The organism is Pantoea sp. Ae19-2, assembly GCF_059801205.1.
Genome location: NZ_JBCHWE010000001.1, coordinates 1,455,101 through 1,475,359, shown reverse-complemented (window position 1 = coordinate 1,475,359; position 20,259 = coordinate 1,455,101). Strand labels below are relative to the sequence as shown.

Below are 20,259 nucleotides of genomic sequence, written 5' to 3'. Positions count from 1 at the left end.
ACAAGCAGTATGATGGAAATAACCACACTTCAAATTGTATTAATCTTTATCATTGCCTGTATTGCCGGGATGGGTTCGATCCTGGATGAGTTCCAGTTTCACCGTCCGTTAGTCGCCTGTACGCTGATTGGCATTGTGCTGGGTGATATGAAAACGGGCATCATCATCGGCGGTACGCTGGAGATGATTGCGCTGGGCTGGATGAACATCGGTGCTGCGGTTGCCCCGGACGCTGCGCTGGCCTCGATTATCTCCACCATTCTGGTTATTGCCGGTGGACAGAGCGTCGGTGCCGGTATCGCCCTGGCCATCCCGCTGGCGGCAGCCGGTCAGGTGCTGACTATCATCGTGCGTACGCTGACCGTAGCCTTCCAGCATGCCGCTGACAAAGCGGCGGAGAAAGGCAACCTCACGGCCATCTCATGGATCCACGTTTCCGCCTTACTGCTTCAGGCCATGCGCATCGCGATTCCGGCGCTGATTGTGGCTATCTCGGTAGGAACGGATGCGGTTCACTCCCTGCTCAGCTCTATTCCGGAGGTGGTCACCAACGGCCTGAACATCGCGGGTGGCATGATCGTGGTGGTGGGTTATGCCATGGTTATCAACATGATGCGCGCAGGCTACCTGATGCCGTTCTTCTATCTGGGTTTCGTTACTGCCGCGTTTACCAGCTTTAACCTGGTGGCACTGGGCGTGATTGGCGTGGTGATGGCGGTGCTCTATATCCAGCTCAGCCCGAAATATAACCGCGCAGCCGGTGCGCCTGCGGCATCGCCGTCAGCTAACGACCTCGACAACGAACTCGATTAAGGAACAGGTGACAACATGGTTGATATAACAAAAGTCGAAAAGAAACTGACGCCGGGTGACGTACGCGCTGTGTTTTTACGCTCAAACCTGTTTCAGGGCTCCTGGAACTTTGAACGTATGCAGGCGCTGGGGTTCTGTTTCTCAATGGTGCCGGTCATTCGCCGTCTTTATCCTGAAAACAATGACGATCGTAAGCAGGCGATCAAACGCCATCTGGAGTTTTTTAATACACATCCTTACGTCGCCGCGCCTGTGCTGGGCGTGACGATGGCAATGGAAGAGCAGCGCGCCAACGGTGCCGCGATTGATGACGGTGCCATCAACGGCATCAAAGTGGGCCTGATGGGCCCGCTGGCTGGCGTTGGTGACCCGATTTTCTGGGGAACCGTTCGTCCCGTGTTTGCGGCATTAGGCGCGGGGATTGCAATGAGCGGCAGTCTGCTCGGTCCGCTGCTGTTCTTTATCCTGTTTAACCTGGCGCGTCTGTTAACCCGTTATTACGGCGTCGCTTATGGTTACCGTAAGGGGATTGATATCGTCAGCGATATGGGCGGTGGCTTCCTGCAAAAACTGACCGAGGGGGCATCTATACTCGGCCTGTTTGTCATGGGGGCGCTGGTCAATAAGTGGACGCACGTCAACATTCCGTTGGTGGTTTCACGCATCACCGATCAAACCGGAAAAACCACGGTGACAACCGTGCAGTCGATTCTGGATCAGCTGATGCCGGGGATCGTACCGCTCCTGCTGACCTTCGCCTGTATGTGGCTGCTGCGCCGTAAGGTCAATGCCCTGTGGATCATTGTGGGCTTTTTTGCTATCGGTATTTTTGGCTACTGGATTGGTTTGCTCGGGCTGTAACCGGCATCACATCGGGAGCTGCGGCTCCCGATGTTTTCAGATTGTGGTCGCGTGACTCACGCCCGGCTTTAATCAGTAAAGGAAGAAGAATGTCATTGACCGACATCGTCATCGCCCTCTGCATCGCTGCCCTTCTGTTATTGGCTATTTACGTTGAAGCCGTGCTGCCACGTCGTCATGGCCCTGCGCTTTTACGTGTCCCGCTCCAACGCCAACACAAAGCAGACAGCCTGATTTTTATTGGCTTACTGCTCATTCTGTTGTGGAACAATCTGACCCATCAGGGGCCGAAACTCACAACCACGCTTTTGATGGTGCTGTGCTTTTTATCGTTCTGGCTTTTCTGGGTGCGCCGCCCCAAATTGCTGATGAAAAGTCAGGGGCTGTTTTATGCCGGCAGATGGACAACGTATCCACAGATACAGAGCATCAATCTTTCCGAGGACGGTATTTTGGTGATGCAGCTTGAGCAGCGGCGGTTGCTTATCGCCGTGCAACAGCTTGACGATCTGGAACGCATTTACCAGACCCTGGTGGAGGCACGCTAATCGCGTTGCCACAGGGTGATCATAAAGTCTGCGTCGCAGGGAAACTGCGTACGTTCCGCTAAGCTCTGCCACACATCAGGTCGCGCGCGCCAGGCAAAGGGCGTCATCTGCAACAAGGTGGTGGCAGACTGCCCGCTCAACGCCATTGGATACGTTAAACGATGCTGGGCGAGTTGACGAAATCCCTGGTAGCTTTTCTCTTCCGAGGCGTGGAGTTGAACGTCGCGGTATATCAGCGCCTTAAGCTGCTGAAGATGATGAGGCCCGGGCGTGACCGTGAGTAAAAAGCCTCCCGGTTTAATGACCCGGCTGAGTTCAGTCTCGTTACAGGGCGCATAAATGCGGACCACCGCATCCAGCGAAGCATCACCAAACGGCAGGCGGTGGCTTGATGCCACGCAAAATAAAACCTGGGCGTAACGCTTTGCCGCCAGCCTGACGGCCATCTTCGCCACATCCAGACCATAAACCTGGCCCTCAGGCGCGAGCTCGCTGGCCAGTGCGCCCGTGTAGTACCCTTCTCCACAGCCGATATCCAGAATCTGCGCAGCTGGTTGGTTAAGATGCTGGTTAAGGACGGCAACCACGTTGTCCCGCAATGGCTGGTAGTGACCGGCCTGCAGAAACGCACGTCGCGCCTGCATCATGTCTGCACTGTCGCCCGGTTCACGTGAACCTTTATGTTGAACGGGCAGCAAATTGACGTAGCCCTCTTTCGCCTGATCGAACTGATGGCGATTTTCACAGCACCAGCTGCGGTCAGTCAGGGTCAGGGGGAAGTGACAAAGTGGGCAGTTCAAAGACATCAGGCGCTCCGGCAAAGATTAACGCGCGGAAGTGTACTTGACGGGAAACAATAGCGAAAGCGTAAAAAAAGCCTCGGCCAGTTGGCCAAGGCTTTAATATCTGAGACTGTGGTGCATGGCACCCGTCTGAGGCGAAATCAGATAGCAGTAACGTTAACCGCTGCTGGGCCTTTCTGGCCGTCCTGAATTTCGAACTCAACGTTTTGGCCTTCGGCCAGCGTTTTGAAGCCGTTGCCCTGAATAGCAGAGAAGTGTACGAATACATCTTTGCTACCGTCAGCTGGAGTGATAAAACCGAAGCCTTTAGACTCGTTGAACCACTTAACCTGACCTTTAATCTTTGCCATTTTACTAATTCCTTAAAGTGTTTATTTTGCCCGGAGGCTAACCTACAGATAAAACAGAGACATTACTGAATGAGGCACTGATTAAAGTTCGGCAAGGAAGCGGTATTCAACGTCAACGTCTTTACTCGTAACTTCTTTACTGAAGATGCCATACATAAACAGAACTGTACCTCGTTTAACCCACGAATTGTTATCACATATCCGCTAAATAATGGCAAGCCATTTTTATAAACACGGTCGGCGCTTTTCACATATTTGCAAGACAGCTCCCAGAGAATGTACTTTCTGGTACATTAGCCTGTGTACTGAACGCCACTAATAGTCACAACAACCCTATAATATAATGCTTTTCTGCCCAGACAGGGTGATATCTGACGCCGTCTCGGCCGTCCAGCCAGAGGGATAACATTAAAAAAATAACATTGCACTAATATGGCAAAGTTGCACCAAATAAAGGAGCCGATAAGTGAAGCGCGGGTAAACTATTGCAGCAGGCTTGTACAATAAATTCTATTTCGTACAAATATAAATTTTATTTCCAGTAAAATCATAAGTTGAGCGTTAACGCAATCACTTACAGCTTGCATGCAGGCGTTTTTTGAATTACGCCTGCCGGGGGCCGTGAAGGAATATTGATTTCAGCCAGAATCCCGTGGCGTCAGAAGGAAAGGTTATTACCTCTGACTACGCCTGGTCGATATAGCTCAGGCTGCGGCTCTCGCCTATCTGCCAGGGCGTAAAATGCCTGCTTGCTTCCCCACGTTGTTGTAAGACCCGCAGCAATTCTGCCGGGGGCGCATCCAGCGATTCATCAGCAAGTTCAAAGACGCCCCAGTGAACAGGGATCGTGAGAGGCTGCCCTATTGCATGCCAGAGCGACACCGCCTGTTGAGGATCCATATGTTGCCCCGCCATAAACCAGCGGGGTTCATAGGCACCGACGGGCAGCGCGGCAAGATTAAACGGCCCGAGACGCGCGGCAATTGCATGAAGGTTTTCAGTGTAGCCACTGTCCCCCGAGAACCAAAAGCGCAGCGACGCGGTGTGGATGACCCAGCCGCACCACAATGACCGGTTGCGGTCAGTTAACGTGCGCATACTCCAGTGGCGGGCCGGAACCGCATGAAACTGAATACCCTCGAAGGCTTTCTGCTGCCACCAGTCAAGCTGATGCACCTGCTTCACGCCACGGCGGTGACACCAGTCTGCCAGACCCAGCGGAACCACAAAAACCGCCTCTGGAAAGTGGCGTACGATCTGCTTGATGGTCGGCTTATCCAGATGATCGTAATGGCTGTGGGAGATCAACACGTAATCCAGATGTGGCAACTGGTCGATCGTCAGCGGCGAAGGGGTTTTGCGTTCCGGCCCCAGAAACGGCAATGGCGATGCCCGCCGGGAAAGTGCGGGGTCAATCAGAATATAGCGTTGATTCAGCCGCAACAGCAGCGCAGCATGGCCCAGCCACCAGATGCGATCGTCGTCACCGCTCAGGTCGACGGGTTGCCACCACTGCGCCCTAAAACCATCATAGCCCTGCTGAGGCGGATGCGGTAATCCCTGCGCTTTACGTTCCTTACGCCAGCGCTTCAGGTCACCCTGTTGGCGCATATCAGGTTCAGGGTTGCGAAACCCCTCCGGCGTATGATGGGGTTTACTGCTGTCATACCAGGGATTTTTCCAGGCCATCCGGCCTCCATGCAGAATTTAACGTTCCGGGATCAGGCGAATAAAATCATTGCTTTCCGCCTGCTCTTCCGCTTTTTGCTCGGCGGCACCCGTTTGCTTCTCGATCAGCCGCTTAAGCAGCGCGTTTTGTTTCTTTTGCTCTTCTAACAGTGACGCCAGCAACGCAATCTGTTCATTTGCCCGAACGCTGGCGCGGTTAACATAGAACCATAGCATCAATGCCACAATCAGCACGATTCCCATCACGCCAAAGCTGACCACAGGACCCGCATTAGCGGCTAACTCATTCATAACTGCCTCAAGATACCAGGTGAAATCACAATAAAGGGGACGACCCGCCATTCTACCCTGTGGCGCAGTAAAAGATAATGGTGACGTAAATGATGTGTATCAATCTGCTTCTTTCAGTTATCTCTGATCGCATCCCTTTTAAAAGCGAGGCATGCTGCCCCTGTACATCATGTTAAGCAGCAGTCACTGGAACACTGCGTTGGGTATCATAAGGAGATACAATGAAACTGTTCATTCGGGCAATTGTTGTTGTGGGAATCATCTGGCTGGCCATGCTGTTTACCGGATATGGCGTGCTGGCCGGAAGTAACAAGAATGCCGCAGGTCTGGGCCTGAAGTGTAACTACCTGACCGCACGGGGCATGATCACGGCACAATATCTGCACACCGACAGCGGCGTCGTGGGCGTTACCGACTGCCCGCTGTTGAAAAAGAGTGGCGACGTGATTGATAACTGATCGCACTGAAGCGGGCCACGGCCCGCTTTTTCAGTTTAAAGGGTAATCGTGGTAACCAAGCTCAGCGGAAAGACGGCGTCCCGCCTCATGCAGCATTGCCACGTAAGTGTGCTTGTTCGATGCCGGGAAGCGCAGCGTAGGAAAAGAGATACTCAGCCCCGCGACGGCCACGCCGAAACGATCGAAAATGGGCACGGCGATGCAGCAAACGCCCTCTTCCTGCTCTTCATTATCCTCACCATAACCCTGCTTCCTGACCTGACTCAGGACGTCAATAAGCGCGCCGGCGTCAGAAAGCGTATTCGCGGTATTAATGGTAAAGGTTATCCGCTGCAAAATGTCGTTAATGTCTTCCCGACTGCGCCACGCCAGTAACACTTTACCCAGCGCGGTTGAGTGCAGCGGATTGCGGCGGCCAATACGTGACGACATGCGCAGGTTATACAGCGAATCGATCTTATGGACATAGACAATACTGTCCTCGTCCAGCGCGCCCAGATGGATGGTTTCTTTGGTTAACCGGGACAGTTCACGCATCTGCACATCGGCACTGCGGATCAGGTCAATGTTCTGCAGCGCTTTCGATCCCACCTCAAACAGTTTTAACGTCAGTGAGTATTTTTCGCTTTCCCCTTCCTGGGCGACATAGCCCAGTGATTTCATGGTTTGCAGGAAACGGTAAACGGTGCTTTTAGACATCATCAGCCGCTGAGCCAGTTCGGTAATACCATGATCGCGCTCTTCGCTTAAGGCCTGCAAAATGCCAAACACCTTTTGCACCGAAGAGACAGAATCAGGTTGTTTGTCCTTTGAATCAGGAACCATTGCTCACCTTGAATACGTGTTTCAAAAAAAACGGAACGGGGTTGCAGTATAGATTGCGGCGCCTCGCTCCGGCAAACTTTCAAGGTCTGTAACATCTGTAAAATATATTTTTCATTCCGGCGCGGTGCATTTTGTCCGCCAATTGATTAGCATGATGATATTCACACTCTTTAATATTAGCCTCTATGTCACTCTCTTCTTCTGACGGCGGACTTCCTGTGCCACAACGGTACTGGGCTATTCTGACAATCGCCATTGGCCTCATCATGGCGGTGTTAGACGGCTCAATTGCCAATGTGGCTCTCCCAACCATTTCACGTGAGCTGCAGGCCAGCCCGGCCCAGTCGGTCTGGGTCATTAACGCCTATCAGATCGCGATTGTGGCTTCACTGCTGTCGCTGTCCTTTTTGGGCGATATCGTTGGATACCGCCGCGTTTATCAGTTCGGCCTGGTGGTCTTTGCCGCGACATCGGTGTTCTGCGCGCTGTCATCCACGCTGACGATGCTGACCGTTGCGCGTGTCTTGCAGGGGCTTGGCGGTGCTGCGGTCATGAGCGTTAATACAGCGCTGATACGCATTATCTATCCTCCTCGCTATCTGGGTCGGGGCATTGCCATCAATGCACTGCTGGTGGCGATCTCAACCGCTGCCGGTCCCACCGTCGCGGCAGCCATTCTTTCTGTTGCCAGCTGGCGTTGGTTATTTCTGATTAACCTGCCGCTGGGTGCAGTGACACTCTGGTTGGCGTTGCGTTATCTGCCCGATAACCCACAACGGGCAAAAACCCAGAAGTTCGATATCACCAGTGCGGTGATGAATGCGCTTTTTTTCGGGCTGTTGATTTCGGCTCTGGGGGGATTTGCGCAGGGACAGCCCCACTGGCTGATCGCCAGCGAAATTGTGGTGATCATCCTGGTCGGTTATTTCTTTATCCGTCGTCAGTTAAGGATGGAGGTGCCGCTGCTGCCGGTTGACTTGCTGCGTATTCCCATTTTCGCGCTGTCGATCTGCACTTCCGTCTGCTCTTTCTGTGCACAAATGCTGGCGATGGTCTCTCTGCCTTTTTATCTGCAAAGCGTACTGGGTCGCGATGAAGTCGCAACAGGCCTGCTGCTGACGCCCTGGCCTCTTGCTACCATGCTGCTTTCACCCATTGCGGGCCGTTTGATTGAGCGGGTCCATGCCGGTCTGCTCGGCGGCATTGGTCTGGCACTGTTTGCCAGCGGGCTGTTACTGCTGGCCCGGCTGCCTGCCCAACCTGACGACATGGATATTATCTGGCGCATGATGCTGTGCGGAGCCGGTTTTGGCCTGTTTCAGTCGCCAAACAACCATACAATCGTCACTGCTGCGCCGCGCAACCGCAGCGGCGGTGCCAGCGGTATGTTAGGCACGGCGCGATTACTGGGCCAGAGCAGCGGCGCGGCGCTGGTCGCGCTGATGTTCAATCTGATGGGAAATGGTGGAACCCATGCCTCGCTGTTATTAGCGGGAGGATTCTCTACCGTCGCCGCCCTTCTCAGCCTGTCACGAATGAAAGCCTGAGTTCAGCGATAAAAAAAAAAGGCGACGTTGCCGTCGCCTTTTTCGTGAGGGTTACTTCAGGTATTCACCGCTGCGCAGCGCTTCGATACGTTTATCTAACGGTGGATGCGACATAAAGAGTTCGCTAAATGATTTTCCTTTTCCGTTAATACAAAACGCCATCATGCTGCTGGGTTCCTGCGGCTCATAGCTGGTTTTCAGACGCTGCAAAGCCGCAATCATTTTTTCGCGCCCCACCAGTTTGGCCGAGCCGGCATCGGCATGGAATTCACGATGACGTGAAAACCACATCGTGATGATGCTGGCCAGAATACCGAATACCAGTTCAAGCACCATCGAGACAGCAAAGTAGACCAGCGGATTTCCGTTGCTGCTCTCCTCGCCATCACGGTTGCCGGACATAAAGCCCGCCGCAATCTGTGCCAGGATACGCGACACAAAGATAACAAAGGTGTTCACCACACCCTGAATCAGCGTCATGGTGATCATGTCGCCATTCGCAATGTGCGCCACCTCGTGCGCCAGCACCGCCTCCGCTTCATCACGACTCATGTTTTGTAGCAGGCCAGTAGAAACCGCCACCAGCGAGGCATTACGCCGCGCACCGGTTGCAAACGCGTTGATATCCGGCGCGTGATAGATAGCGACCTGGGGCATAGCAATACCGACCTGCTGTGCCTGTCGGCCAATCGTGTCAATTAACCAGCGCTCGGTTTCGTTGCGCGGTTGCTCAATCACTTCACCGCCAACTGAACGTAGCGCCATCCACTTCGACATCAGCAGTGAGACAAACGCACCGCCGAAGCCAAACAAGCCTGCCATTATCATCAGGCCCTGAACACTGCTTGACTGGATTCCTGTCAGGCTGAGAATCAGCCCGAATACCAACATCACAGCCAGGTTGGTCAGCAGGAAAAGAGCAATACGCATCATAACGGTTAATCTTCCTCAGTAGTTCATGCGCTCATGCGCGGATACATATCCTATGAGCATTGTGCGGGTTTTCAAGCGACCTTAACGTTTAAGTGTCTAAAAAGACATAACTTTACAATATGACACAACCTTTCGCGCAACCTGTCGGAAACCGCTCAGACGAACACATTAACGACGCTTATCACTGCCAAATTAATGATAAAAAAAAGCACCGCGCTGGGCGGTGCTTTGGATAACCCGGGTTATGCCGTTAGTTGGTTTTGGCTGCCGGTGCCTCAGGTGAGGATTTCTCCAGCTGCGCCAGGTCATTGGCAATTTTTACCGTTTCATCCAGATAAGGATCGGGCTCTTTATAGTCTTTCGGCAAATCATCAAGGCTCTTCAGCGGCTTTTTACCTTCAGCCTGATAGCGCGCGTTAATGCGTTCCAGACGTAGCGCATCTTCCTCGTGGTTCTCTTTCTCGCGCTGGGCAAGATTGAGCGACACAATGTTGCGCTTGTCTTTCATGGCGTTAAAGCGGGCGATGTCCTTCATGATGTACTGGAACTCGCGATCCTTAGCGATGCGCTCATCGTGCTCTTTGGTCAGCTGTGGCGCCAGCGCCTTGACATCACCTGTGCGGGTGTAGGTCGCGGCCGTAATGCTGTCCCACGGTAACGCATTGTCCTCGAACTTCTCGCCCGTTTCCGCCGCTTCAACACCGGTTGGCATCAACAGGTCCGGCGTCACGCCTTTGCGCTGCGTACTGCCGCCATTGATACGATAAAACTTCTGAATCGTATACTGCACCGAACCCAGCGCAGGCCATTCCGGACGCAGCATCTGATCGTAAATGCGGTTCAGTGACCGGTACTGTTGAACGGTGCCTTTACCAAAGGTGGGCTCGCCGACGATCAGCGCACGACCATAATCCTGCATTGCCGCTGCAAAAATTTCTGATGCAGAAGCACTGAAGCGGTCAACCAGCACCACCAGCGGGCCTTTGTAATAAACAATGCCGTCGTTGTCGCTATCCTGACGCACGTGGCCATTGTTATCACGGACCTGAACAACCGGGCCACTTGGAATAAACAAGCCAGAAAGCGAAACCGCCTCGGTCAGTGCGCCGCCGCCGTTGGTACGCAGATCGATGACGATGCTGTCAACGTTCTGCTTTTGCAGCTTCTGCAACTGCACTTTGACATCATCGGTCAGGCCAACGTAGAAGCCAGGAATATCGAGCACGCCGACTTTTTCTTTACCGACAGTGTGAATGCTCATTTTAACCGCGCGATCTTCCAGACGGATTTTCTCACGCGTTAAGGTCACAATACGGGTCTTAGTGCCTTTGCCAGCAGGCAGAATCTCAAGGCGAACCTTGCTGCCTTTCGGCCCTTTGATTTTGGCGACCACATCATCCAGGCGCCAGCCGATAACGTCTTCCATTGGCTTGCCAGGCTCACCGACGCCGACGATGCGGTCGCCAACGGTGATCGCTTTACTTTTCGCCGCCGGACCACCGGCCACCATAGAGTTGATAACGGTATAGTCATCATCCATCTGCAACACGGCACCAATCCCTTCGAGCGACAGGCTCATTTCGGTGTTGAACTGCTCCGTATTACGCGGTGAAAGGTAGTTGGTGTGCGGATCGATTTCGTGGGCAAAAGCGTTCATTGCCAGCTGGAATACATCTTCACTGTTGCTTTGCGCCAGACGACGGATGGCAAAGTTATAACGTTTGATCAGCACTTCACGGATTTCTTTTTCGTCTTTACCGGCGAGTTTAAGGCTCAGCTCATCGTATTTGACCTTGGCGTCCCACAGCGCATTCAACTCACTCTGGTCTTTCGGCCAGGGCGCTTTAGAACGGTCAATATCGATGGTGTCATTGCCGGTAAAGTTCATCGGACGCGCCAGCACCGTAAGCGCATACTGATAGCGCTCAAAGCGGCGTTTTTGCGCCAGATTATAAAGATCGTAAAAAATATCCAGCTTACCGCTACGCAGCTCATCACCCAGTTGCGTCTTCTTGCTGGCAAACTGTGCAACGTCCGACGCCAGCAACACGTTGTGGCTGTAGTCGAGCATATTGAGATAGCGGTCAAAAATCTTGGCCGAGAAGGCGCCGTCAAGATCGAACTGACGATAGTGAGAACGGGTAAAACGCGACGTCACGCGCTCGCTTACCGTCGCATCCTGCGGATCTTCATGCAGCTGTGGAATTTGATCGGCACGTGTAATGTTCTCGGCCGCAAAGGAAGGGCCTGACAACAGCAGGCCCGCAATCAATCCAACTTTTAAAAGGGTGTTCATGCCGGGGTCAGCCTCCGTTTCAGAACTGCAAATGTTCTGCGCGCACAATCATTGCCATGCCGGAAGCGAGCTGTACCCGGACGCCGTCTTTCGACACTTCCAGAACGGTTGCGTCCATCGCACTTTTGCCTGCTTTAACTTTAATACTCTGGCCGGGTTGCAAAGTTGAGGTATCAGTGATGGGTTTAGCCTGCTGCTCCGGGCGTGGTGCCGGTTTGCGATTCTGCGATGCAGTAGGACGCTCAGCAGACTGTGGACGCGGCTTACGCGCGGCCTCACCTTCTGCCGGTTTACGCGGAGCAGGCTTGCGTGGGCGACGTGGTGCGCTGGCACCCTCTTCGCCTTCACCGGCTTCGCGACGAGCGGCTCGCTGCTGGTCACGCTGTGCCTGAACACGCGCCTTGGCATCTTCGAGTTGCTTACGGGCATGCTCCACGTGCTGCTCATCAAGAACACCACAGGGGTTTCCATCGAGATCCACACGGGTGGCACCCGCTTTGATACCGTACAAATAGCGCCAGCTAGAGGTATAAAGACGCAAGGCCGAACGCAACTGCGTCTTGCTCAGGTTCATTTCGCCCTGAACGCGCTCTACCAGATCCTGAAAGATACCGATTTTGAGCGGACGCGCTTCGCCTTCAGCGCTAAAGCAGTGCGGAAAGCGCTCCGCCAGAAAGCTAATGACTTCTTTACTGCTATTCAACTTAGGTTGATTTTCCATGAAATTTCCTGATTACTACGGGTTTGCCGACCAGAGCAGGCATGAACAGGCGACATTATAATGACAACATCGCCAAATGCCATGCAATCCAGTCGATTAGCTACGCGTCAGCTGCAAATATTTTTCTAAGTCACTGTTCGCGAGCACGTCGCAAAGCCCGTTAGTCAAGGCGACCAGCCCTTTTTCATCTTCACTATCAAAGCGATTGTATTCCACACTGTCGATATCCAGTACGCCGACAACCTGACCGTTTATTTTCAGAGGAATCACAATTTCTGCATTACTGGCGGCATCGCAGGCGATATGGCCAGGGAAAGCATGGACATCATCAACACGCTGCACCTGTTGTTGCGCCAGTGCGGTGCCGCAAACCCCTTTGCCCACGGGAATGCGCACGCAGGCGATTTTCCCCTGGAACGGGCCCAGAACCAGCGTATCGGCTTCCGTTAGCAGGTAGAAACCTGCCCAGTTCACGCCTTCGAGACGTTCATACAACAGCGCGCTAAAATTACCCATTGCAGCGAGGAACGCCGTTTCTCCCGCCAGTAAGGCGCGCATATCGCGATCTAAATCGGCGTAAAAGGCAGTTTTGTTCATTATTCAACCGTTACCAGTGACATCCGAGCGGCTAACCACTCCGCTTGTTAAAAATAAGCACTAAAAATCCATAGCCATAAGGTGAATCATAGCGTTAGTTACTATAACCTTAACATTCTGTGGATCGAAGCGTGATACCCGAGACAGGTACCCAGGCGATGTCTTACTGACCCTTTGCGTTAATCACAATAAGCGAAACATGCACTAATTTATGAAAATTCACGCTATCAGCCAGACATTGCCTCAGGCACGTTATCAGCGTTGTCCGCAATGCGATACCCTTTTTTCCTTACCAGATGTGAAATCGTATCAGTCAGCCCACTGTCCCCGCTGCAACGCGCAAATTGTGAGCGGCCGCGACTGGTCAATGACACGTCTGCTGGCGATGGCGGCCACGATGCTGGTGCTGATGCCTTTTGCTTTTAGCATGCCGCTTATCGACATTCGCCTGCTGGGCATGCGCATTGACGCCAGCGTACTGGAAGGTATCGTTCAGATGACGCTACAGGGCAATGTCCTGACCGCCTCGATGGTGGCGTTCTGTACTATCGGCGCGCCGGTGACGCTGGTGGCAGGCATTGGCTATCTGGCCCTGGGTGAGCGTTTAGGGATGAATCTGCGCCCGGTGCTGCTGATGCTCGATAAGCTCAAAGAGTGGGTGATGCTGGATATTTTTTTGATTGGCATCGCCGTCGCCTCCATAAAAGTCCAGGATTACGCCGACCTCGAATTAGGCTATGGGCTGGTCGCCTATGTGGCGCTAACCGTGCTGAGCGTCATTACGTTGATTCATCTGAACATGGAGCAGCTTTGGGAGCACTTTTATCCCCAGTCGCACCGGGTGACGCGGCGTGACGATCTTCAGGTCTGCCTTAACTGCCACTACACCGATATTCCTGACACCCGCGGCCGCTGCGCGCGCTGTCATACGCCGCTTGATTTTCGACGCCGCCACAGCTTACAAAAGTCCTGGTCCGCCCTTATCGCGTCAATTGTGCTGCTGATTCCCGCCAATCTGTTGCCGATTTCGGTGGTGTACCTGAACGGATCGCGCCGTGAAGACACGATCTTCTCCGGCATCCTGTCTCTGGCATCCGGTAACGTGCCCGTCGCAGCCGTGGTGTTTATCGCCAGTATTCTGGTTCCCTTCACCAAAGTGCTGGTGATGCTGGCGCTGCTGCTCAGTATCCATTTCCGCTGCGAACAGGGCCTGAAAACCCGCATTCGTCTACTACGTTTTGTGACCTGGGTTGGACGCTGGTCTATGCTGGATCTGTTTGTCATTTCACTAACCATGTCGTTGGTCAATCGCGATCAACTACTGGCTTTTACCATGGGACCCGCTGCGTTTTATTTTGGCGCGGCAGTGATCCTGACCATTATGGCCGTTGAGTGGCTGGATAGCCGCCTGCTCTGGGATGCACATGCAACAGGAAACGCCGACTACACCGACTAATGCTACGCTGCGCAACAAGCGTAAAATTTCACCTTTTTGGCTTCTGCCCATTATCGCAATGCTGATTGCGGGCTGGCTGCTTTGGACCAATTTTCAAGAGCGCGGCACGACCATCACCATCAATTTCCAGACGGCCGATGGCATCGTGCCCGGCCGCACGCCTATCCGCTATCAGGGCGTGGAAGTCGGTACTGTGCAGGGCATCAATCTTAGCGACGACTACAAAAAGATTCAGATCAAGGCCAGCATTAAGAGCGACATGCGCGATGCGCTGCGTGAAAATACGCAGTTCTGGCTGGTCACCCCAAAAGCCTCACTGGCGGGGGTTTCCGGTCTGGATGCGCTGGTGGGGGGTAACTACATCGGCATGATGCCAGGCGATGGTAAAGAAAGTGACACCTTTACCGCGCTGGATACCCAACCGAAATACCGCGTGAATACCGGTGAGCTCATGATTCACCTGCATTCATCCGACCTCGGCTCGTTGAACACCGGCTCGTTAGTGTATTACCGCAAAATCCCGGTGGGCCGGGTCTACGATTACAGCATTAACAATCAGAACAACGGCGTGTCGATTGACGTCCTGATTGAGCGGCGCTTCGTGAACCTGGTGAAAACCAGCAGCCGCTTCTGGAATGTGTCAGGAATGAATGCAGACGTCAGCCTGAGCGGGGCCAGAATACAGCTTGAAAGCCTGTCAGCCTTAGTCAACGGCGCTATCGCCTTTGACTCGCCTGAGGGCGCGGAAGCCGCCAAAACCGATCAGAACTATCAGCTCTATCCCGACCTGGCTCACAGCCAGCGGGGCGTGCTGATATCGCTGGATCTGCCCAGCGGGGATAATCTCTCAGCCAACCGTACGCCGCTGATGTATCAGGGCTTAGAAGTCGGCACCCTGACCAAACTGAATCTGCAGGATGGCGGTAAAGTGACCGGTGAGATGACGATCGATCCCTCTGTCGTGGGACTGATGCGTGAAGGCACGCGTATTGAGATGCGCAGCCCCAAACTCAGCCTCACGGATACCAGCCTGAGCAGCCTGCTGACCGGTAACACCTTTGAGCTGGTGCCTGGCGATGGTGCACCGCAGCAGCATTTTACGGTGGTCGCACCCAATAAAACGCTGCTGCAGCAACCCAATGTTCTCACCGTGAAACTGAGCGCCCCCGAAAGCTACGGCATCGATGCCGGCCAACCCCTGATGTTGCACGGACTAAAAATTGGTCAGGTAATTTCCCGGGATCTGGATGCAAACGGCGTTAATTTTGTTGTCGCGGTCAATCCTGACCAGCGCCAACTGGTCCACGGCGACAGTAAATTCATTGTGAACAGTCGCCTTGACGTGAAATTCGGCCTGGATGGCATGCAGGTGCTGGGCGCCAGCGCCCGCGAGTGGGTCGATGGCGGTATTCGTCTGGAGCCGGGTAAACAAGGCGCACCTAAGACGGCCTATCCCCTCTTTGCCGATGCTGAACGCGCGGAAGAAGGCATTACCGGCGATGGCCCATCCACCACGCTGATGCTGACGGCGAAAAGCCTGCCAGACGTTCAGGCCGGCTCAATTGTGCTCTATCGTAAATTCCAGGTCGGTGAAATTACGCAAGTCACCCCGCGCGCTGATGCGTTTGATATCGCGGTCCACATCAAACCGGAATACCGCAAACTGCTCTCTGCTGAAAGTGTGTTCTGGGCAGAAGGCGGCGCACGCGTTCAGCTTAACGGCAGTGGGTTAACCGTGCAGGCCTCGCCGCTAAACCGGGCGTTGAAAGGCGCCATTAGCTTCGACAACCTGACGGGCGCGAAAATTGATAAAGGCGCGAAGCGCGTGCTTTATCCGTCTGAAACGGCTGCACGGGCCGTGGGTAGCCAGATTACGTTACATACCTATGACGCCAGCAAGCTGTCCGCCGGCATGCCCATTCGTTACCTCGGTATCAACGTGGGACAAATCGAGTCGCTGTCGCTGAGCGATGACAACAATCAGGTGGTGGCGAAGGCCGTACTCTACCCTGAATATGTGCAGAGTTTTGCCCGCGTCGACAGCCGTTTCTCGGTGGTATCGCCAGAAATTTCTGCCGCAGGTGTAAATCATCTGGAAACGATCCTCCAGCCTTATGTCAACGTCGATCCGGGTAAAGGCCGTGGCGCGCGCACCTTTGAGCTGCAGGAAAGCACCATTACGGATTCACGTTACCTTAACGGCCTGAACATCTATGTGGATGCGACCGAAGCGGGTTCCCTGTCGCTGGGTACGCCAGTGCTGTTCCGCGGGGTAGAAGTGGGCACGGTGACCGGTACATCGCTGGGGAATATGGCAGACCGCGTACAAATCGCGCTGCGTATCAGTAAGAAATACCAGCACCTGGTCCGCAACAATTCGGTGTTCTGGCTGGCCTCGGGCTATAACCTGGACTTTGGCCTGATTGGTGGCGTGGTGAAAACCGGCACCTTCCAGCAGTTTATCCGTGGCGGTATTCAGTTTGCTACGCCGCCGACCGTGCCGCTGGCACCTCAGGCAACGTCAAACAAACACTTCCTGCTGCAGGATGAACCGCCTAAAGACTGGCGTAACTGGGGAACGGCGATCCCCGACCCGAATCAACCTTAAGCCATACGGGCAGCCCAGGCTGCCCGTTTTCTTTTGGCGTGCTACACTGCCGCCTTTGCCTCAAAGAGAACTTATCCGTGTCCGACTCCGCCTCACACTTCCCTGCCGAATTCCTCGATCTGATACGCCAGAGCTTGCCCGATGATACTGACCTGCAGCAGTTTATTGACATCAGCCTGCAGCCATTACGTCGCAGCCTGCGCGTTAACACCTTAAAGATCGGCGTTAGTGACTTTCTGACACAAACCGCGCATTACGGCTGGCAGTTGACGCCGGTTCCCTGGTGTGCGGAAGGATTCTGGATCAATCGCGAGGACGAAAGCCTGCCGCTGGGCAGCGTTGCGGAGCATCTGAGCGGCCTGTTTTATATCCAGGAAGCCAGCTCAATGCTGCCGGTGACAGCACTGTTTGCGGCCCAGCCCGATGCCATGAGCGTCATGGATATGGCTGCTGCCCCCGGATCCAAGACCACCCAGATTGCTGCCTGCATGCACAACCGGGGCGTTATTCTGGCCAACGAGTTTTCCGCCAGCCGGGTCAAAGTGCTTCATGCCAACATAACCCGTTGCGGCGTAACCAACAGCGCCCTGACCCACTTTGATGCCCGCGTCTTTGGGCCTGCGCTGCCGGAACAGTTTGATGCCATTTTGCTGGACGCGCCCTGCTCGGGTGAAGGCGTCATGCGTAAAGATGCTGATGCCCTGAAAAACTGGTCGCTGACCAGCACGCAGACTATCGCGCAGACTCAACGCGACCTTATCGAAAGCGCGTTCCACGCCCTCAAGCCCGGCGGTACGCTGGTTTACTCTACCTGTACGCTTAATCAGATTGAGAACCAACAGGTTGTCGCCTGGCTGCTGGCGCGCTATCCGGACGCCGTTGAAATCGCCCCGTTGAATGGGTTGTTTGCCGGGGCGGAGCGGGCCGCGACACCTGAAGGTTATCTTCACGTTTTCCCGCACCTGTTCGACAGCGAAGGGTTCTTTGTCGCCTGCTTGCGTAAAACCGTCTCTGTCACACGGCTACCTGAGCCCACCTATAAAGTCGGTAAGCTGCCGTTCAGCCACGTCAGTCGCAAACTGGAAAGCGAGATTGTACAGTCGGCGGCGCAGGTGGCGATTCAGTGGGATGACAACCTTCAGCTCTGGCAGCGCGATAAGGAGATCTGGCTGTTCCCGGCCGGTGTGACACCGCTGTTAGGTAAGGTCCGTTTCTCGCGGATTGGCCTGAAGCTGGCCGAAACCTTTGCGAAAGGCTATCGCTGGCAACACGAGGCCGTCATTGCCCTTGCCTCCCCGCGCCCCGATCAGACGTTTGCGCTAAACGAAGCTGAAGCTGAAGAGTGGTATCGCGGTCGCGATATTTATCCTGAAAGCGTCCCCACGCGGGATGAAATGATAGTGACCTATCAGGATCAGCCGCTCGGGCTGGCTAAACGTGTTGGCAGCCGTATTAAAAACAGCTATCCGCGCGAGCTGGTGCGCGACGGCAGGCTGTTCCGGTAACCGCCCCACTCGCATTTTTGTGACACTGTCACCAAATCATCCCATTTTCACCCTGCAAAAGGGGTGATTCGTGGTGGTTAGCGGGCAAGACAGGCGGTAATGAGAACGGAAGAACGCCGGCAGAACCCGGCGTTGTGATGTCATGACCTCAGGCGGGACGCGTTTTGGCCGGGTGCGTCAGCAGCTTAGCGGCAGGCCGGACAGGACGCCGGACCAGTTCACCGCCACAGTTCGGACACCGCCCTTTAAGGTGCTGCTCAGCGCAGGCGGCGCAAAACGTGCACTCGAACGAACAGATGCGCGCATCGTGGGATGCCGCAGGCAAATCAATATCACAGCGTTCACAGTTAGGGCGCAGTTCCAGCATGGCATCTTCCTCCGCGATTTCGGCTTTCAGCGTGACAAAACCCGCGCACCTTGTCGAGGATTTTCATCGTGCCAGCGGCACGTTCAGGGCCGTTGTTCATCGGGGCGGAGATGACTGATTCAGCGTCTTATTCGTGGCAGGGTCATCATCATTCTCGTCCCCTCCATCATCTTCACCGCCTTCCTCGTCCTCGTTTATCTCATCACTGTTGACCATCGCCGCCTGAATCGCCTCGTCTTCCAGCACCGGATTAAGCGCCGCGCCTAAAGGCGATGTCGCCAGGCTGTCTGGCAACACCACGTGCGGCAGGGGTACTTCGGTGGTGGGTAACGGCTGCGGCGTTTTCATGAAGCTCAGTGCGGCAATCAGCAGCGTACACAGGGTGAAGAACAGATAGAGCAGATTGCTGCCGAAGGGCTGCATCAATGTACCCACCAGTAAGGGACCGATGCTGGCCCCGATGCCAAATGCCATCAGCAGACAGGCCGTCAGGGAAACGCGCTGCTCGGCAGCCACCTGATCGTTAGCCAGGGCAACCTGTAAAGGATAAAGCGCAAACTGCACCATGCTGGCGACAAACGCGATACCCAGTACCCAGTTAAAGGGAAGATTTGGCAGCAAGACCAGCGGCAAACAGGCCAGCATTAAAACCAGTGAGATATAAAACAGCAGCCGCTGACGGTCATAGCGATCGGACAGCCAGCTGAGCGGAAACTGCGAGACGAGTCCGGCGAAGATGGTCAGGCTCATAAAGATACCGGTCTGCGCGTCACTGAACCCTTTGCTGCTGGCATAGACCGGCGCCAGACCATAGAACGCGCCGACCACCATGCCGGTTAACAGGGTGGTACTGAGCAACTTAGGAATGGTGCGAATGAAATAGCCCAGCTCCATCGGTGCAGGCGACATGGGGCGGACGTGCGTGCGCGTCGTCAGCGCAATGGGCACCAGACAAAGCGCAAAGCAGAGCGCCACGATCAGGAGCGTGTTAATACCAAACCCGCTTTGCAACGTCAGCACCACCTGACCGCTGCTTAAGCCAAGGTAGGTCGCCACCATATAGAAGCCAAAAATCAGGCCGCGCTGGGAAGATTCCGCCTGGTCATTGAGCCAGCTCTCCAGCACCATGTACTGACACATCATGCACAGGCCGATAATCAGACGCAGGAAAACCCACAGCGGTATAAAGTCCGTCAGCCCGTGCCCTATTACCGAGGCGGTGATAATCCCGGCGCAGGCGACGTAAGCGCGAATATGGCCGACGCGGGCAATCAGGTTGTGTCCCACTTTCCCACCAATGACCAGGCCAATGTAATAGGCGGCAATAATCGCGCCGATTAAGGCACCGTTTACCGCTTCATGCGCCAGGCGAAGTGACACATAGGTGGTCAGCAGGCCCGAACCCAGCAGCATTAACAGCGTCGTGGTATAAAGCGGCAGAAATGTTCTGAGTATTTTTCGCATACGACTCCCTGTCTACCCCGTTGGTCAGTGTCCTGTCAGAGTTAACCATAGTTGATTTTGTCACGGTTTAGGTCGGGACAATTCCGACTATAAAAAAAGCCCGTAAACCACATGGCTTACGGGCTGC

General features: G+C 54.4%; 19 protein-coding genes and 1 pseudogene. 8 read left to right on the top strand and 12 right to left on the bottom strand.

Annotated elements, in window-relative coordinates; genetic code table 11:
* Positions 1 to 12: 12 nt before the first annotated feature.
* The 3 genes from AAIE03_RS06800 to AAIE03_RS06790 all read left to right on the top strand — a co-directional run bounded on the left by AAIE03_RS06800 (position 13) and on the right by AAIE03_RS06790 (position 2,222).
* Positions 13 to 813 carry a PTS mannose/fructose/sorbose transporter subunit IIC gene (locus AAIE03_RS06800; RefSeq protein ID WP_026020938.1) on the top strand — a complete coding sequence of 267 codons (801 nt, stop codon included), beginning with the start codon at positions 13 to 15 and terminating at the stop codon, positions 811 to 813.
* A 15-nt stretch (positions 814 to 828) separates the two neighbouring features.
* A complete protein-coding gene (locus tag AAIE03_RS06795) occupies positions 829 to 1,674 on the top strand; it encodes a PTS mannose transporter subunit IID (RefSeq protein ID WP_013026024.1) in 846 nt (281 codons plus the stop codon).
* Between the two features lie 89 nt (positions 1,675 to 1,763).
* Positions 1,764 to 2,222, top strand: coding sequence for a DUF986 family protein (locus tag AAIE03_RS06790; protein ID WP_014593854.1), 459 nt, complete (start codon positions 1,764 to 1,766; stop codon positions 2,220 to 2,222).
* Here the strand turns inward: AAIE03_RS06790 and rlmA are convergent.
* The 5 genes and pseudogenes from rlmA to AAIE03_RS06765 all read right to left on the bottom strand — a co-directional run bounded on the left by rlmA (position 2,219) and on the right by AAIE03_RS06765 (position 5,355).
* Positions 2,219 to 3,028: a 23S rRNA (guanine(745)-N(1))-methyltransferase gene (gene rlmA / locus AAIE03_RS06785; RefSeq protein ID WP_498562894.1), complete on the bottom strand. Its 810-nt coding sequence runs from the start codon at positions 3,026 to 3,028 to the stop codon at positions 2,219 to 2,221. The two genes, AAIE03_RS06790 and rlmA, sit on opposite strands and share 4 nt — an antisense overlap.
* A gap of 137 nt (positions 3,029 to 3,165) precedes the next feature.
* Positions 3,166 to 3,375 (bottom strand): transcription antiterminator/RNA stability regulator CspE, encoded by a 210-nt coding sequence (gene cspE, locus AAIE03_RS06780; protein ID WP_001062678.1) that lies wholly within the window; start codon positions 3,373 to 3,375, stop codon positions 3,166 to 3,168.
* Between the two features lie 37 nt (positions 3,376 to 3,412).
* Positions 3,413 to 3,531 (bottom strand): annotated as a pseudogene (locus AAIE03_RS06775) (DUF2627 domain-containing protein).
* Positions 3,532 to 4,059: 528 nt separating this feature from the next.
* Positions 4,060 to 5,064: an MBL fold metallo-hydrolase gene (locus AAIE03_RS06770; protein WP_072138808.1), complete on the bottom strand. Its 1,005-nt coding sequence runs from the start codon at positions 5,062 to 5,064 to the stop codon at positions 4,060 to 4,062.
* A gap of 18 nt (positions 5,065 to 5,082) precedes the next feature.
* The gene (locus tag AAIE03_RS06765) at positions 5,083 to 5,355 is read right to left on the bottom strand and encodes a YebO family protein (RefSeq protein WP_033765958.1); all 273 of its coding nucleotides are present in this window, start codon (positions 5,353 to 5,355) and stop codon (positions 5,083 to 5,085) included.
* A gap of 221 nt (positions 5,356 to 5,576) precedes the next feature.
* Here AAIE03_RS06765 and AAIE03_RS06760 point away from each other — a divergent pair, with 221 nt between their 5' ends.
* Entirely contained in the window at positions 5,577 to 5,813 is a 237-nt protein-coding gene (locus AAIE03_RS06760; RefSeq protein WP_013026030.1) for a YobH family protein, read from the top strand.
* Between the two features lie 30 nt (positions 5,814 to 5,843).
* Here AAIE03_RS06760 and kdgR read toward each other — a convergent pair whose 3' ends face one another.
* Positions 5,844 to 6,638 (bottom strand): DNA-binding transcriptional regulator KdgR, encoded by a 795-nt coding sequence (gene kdgR / locus AAIE03_RS06755; protein WP_013026031.1) that lies wholly within the window; start codon positions 6,636 to 6,638, stop codon positions 5,844 to 5,846.
* Between the two features lie 185 nt (positions 6,639 to 6,823).
* Between kdgR and AAIE03_RS06750 the strand changes: the two genes are divergently transcribed.
* On the top strand, positions 6,824 to 8,185 hold the full coding sequence (locus tag AAIE03_RS06750) for an MFS transporter (RefSeq protein WP_015700193.1): 1,362 nt from the start codon (positions 6,824 to 6,826) through the stop codon (positions 8,183 to 8,185).
* 51 nt (positions 8,186 to 8,236) lie between these two features.
* Here AAIE03_RS06750 and htpX read toward each other — a convergent pair whose 3' ends face one another.
* From htpX to AAIE03_RS06730, 4 genes are all read right to left on the bottom strand, one after another.
* Positions 8,237 to 9,118, bottom strand: a complete 882-nt coding sequence (gene htpX / locus AAIE03_RS06745; protein ID WP_013026033.1) for a protease HtpX — start codon at positions 9,116 to 9,118, stop codon at positions 8,237 to 8,239.
* 250 nt (positions 9,119 to 9,368) lie between these two features.
* A complete protein-coding gene (prc, locus tag AAIE03_RS06740) occupies positions 9,369 to 11,414 on the bottom strand; it encodes a carboxy terminal-processing peptidase (RefSeq protein ID WP_498562893.1) in 2,046 nt (681 codons plus the stop codon).
* A gap of 19 nt (positions 11,415 to 11,433) precedes the next feature.
* Positions 11,434 to 12,135, bottom strand: a complete 702-nt coding sequence (gene proQ, locus AAIE03_RS06735; protein WP_013026035.1) for an RNA chaperone ProQ — start codon at positions 12,133 to 12,135, stop codon at positions 11,434 to 11,436.
* Between the two features lie 96 nt (positions 12,136 to 12,231).
* Positions 12,232 to 12,732, bottom strand: coding sequence for a free L-methionine (R)-S-oxide reductase MsrC (locus AAIE03_RS06730; protein ID WP_013026036.1), 501 nt, complete (start codon positions 12,730 to 12,732; stop codon positions 12,232 to 12,234).
* Positions 12,733 to 12,943: 211 nt separating this feature from the next.
* Here AAIE03_RS06730 and yebS point away from each other — a divergent pair, with 211 nt between their 5' ends.
* The 3 genes from yebS (at position 12,944) to rsmF (ending at position 18,301) form a co-directional block, all read left to right on the top strand.
* A complete protein-coding gene (gene yebS, locus AAIE03_RS06725; RefSeq protein ID WP_498562892.1) occupies positions 12,944 to 14,188 on the top strand; it encodes a membrane integrity lipid transport subunit YebS in 1,245 nt (414 codons plus the stop codon).
* On the top strand, positions 14,157 to 16,796 hold the full coding sequence (locus tag AAIE03_RS06720; RefSeq protein ID WP_498562891.1) for a PqiB family protein: 2,640 nt from the start codon (positions 14,157 to 14,159) through the stop codon (positions 16,794 to 16,796). The genes yebS and AAIE03_RS06720 overlap by 32 nt, the downstream gene beginning before the upstream one ends.
* A gap of 77 nt (positions 16,797 to 16,873) precedes the next feature.
* Entirely contained in the window at positions 16,874 to 18,301 is a 1,428-nt protein-coding gene (rsmF, locus tag AAIE03_RS06715; RefSeq protein WP_498562890.1) for a 16S rRNA (cytosine(1407)-C(5))-methyltransferase RsmF, read from the top strand.
* A gap of 148 nt (positions 18,302 to 18,449) precedes the next feature.
* On the opposite strand, the gene AAIE03_RS06710 is transcribed toward rsmF, so the two are convergent.
* Entirely contained in the window at positions 18,450 to 18,668 is a 219-nt protein-coding gene (locus AAIE03_RS06710; protein WP_013026040.1) for a DUF1272 domain-containing protein, read from the bottom strand.
* A 96-nt stretch (positions 18,669 to 18,764) separates the two neighbouring features.
* A complete protein-coding gene (locus tag AAIE03_RS06705; protein ID WP_498562889.1) occupies positions 18,765 to 20,132 on the bottom strand; it encodes an MFS transporter in 1,368 nt (455 codons plus the stop codon).
* Positions 20,133 to 20,259 lie beyond the last annotated feature (127 nt).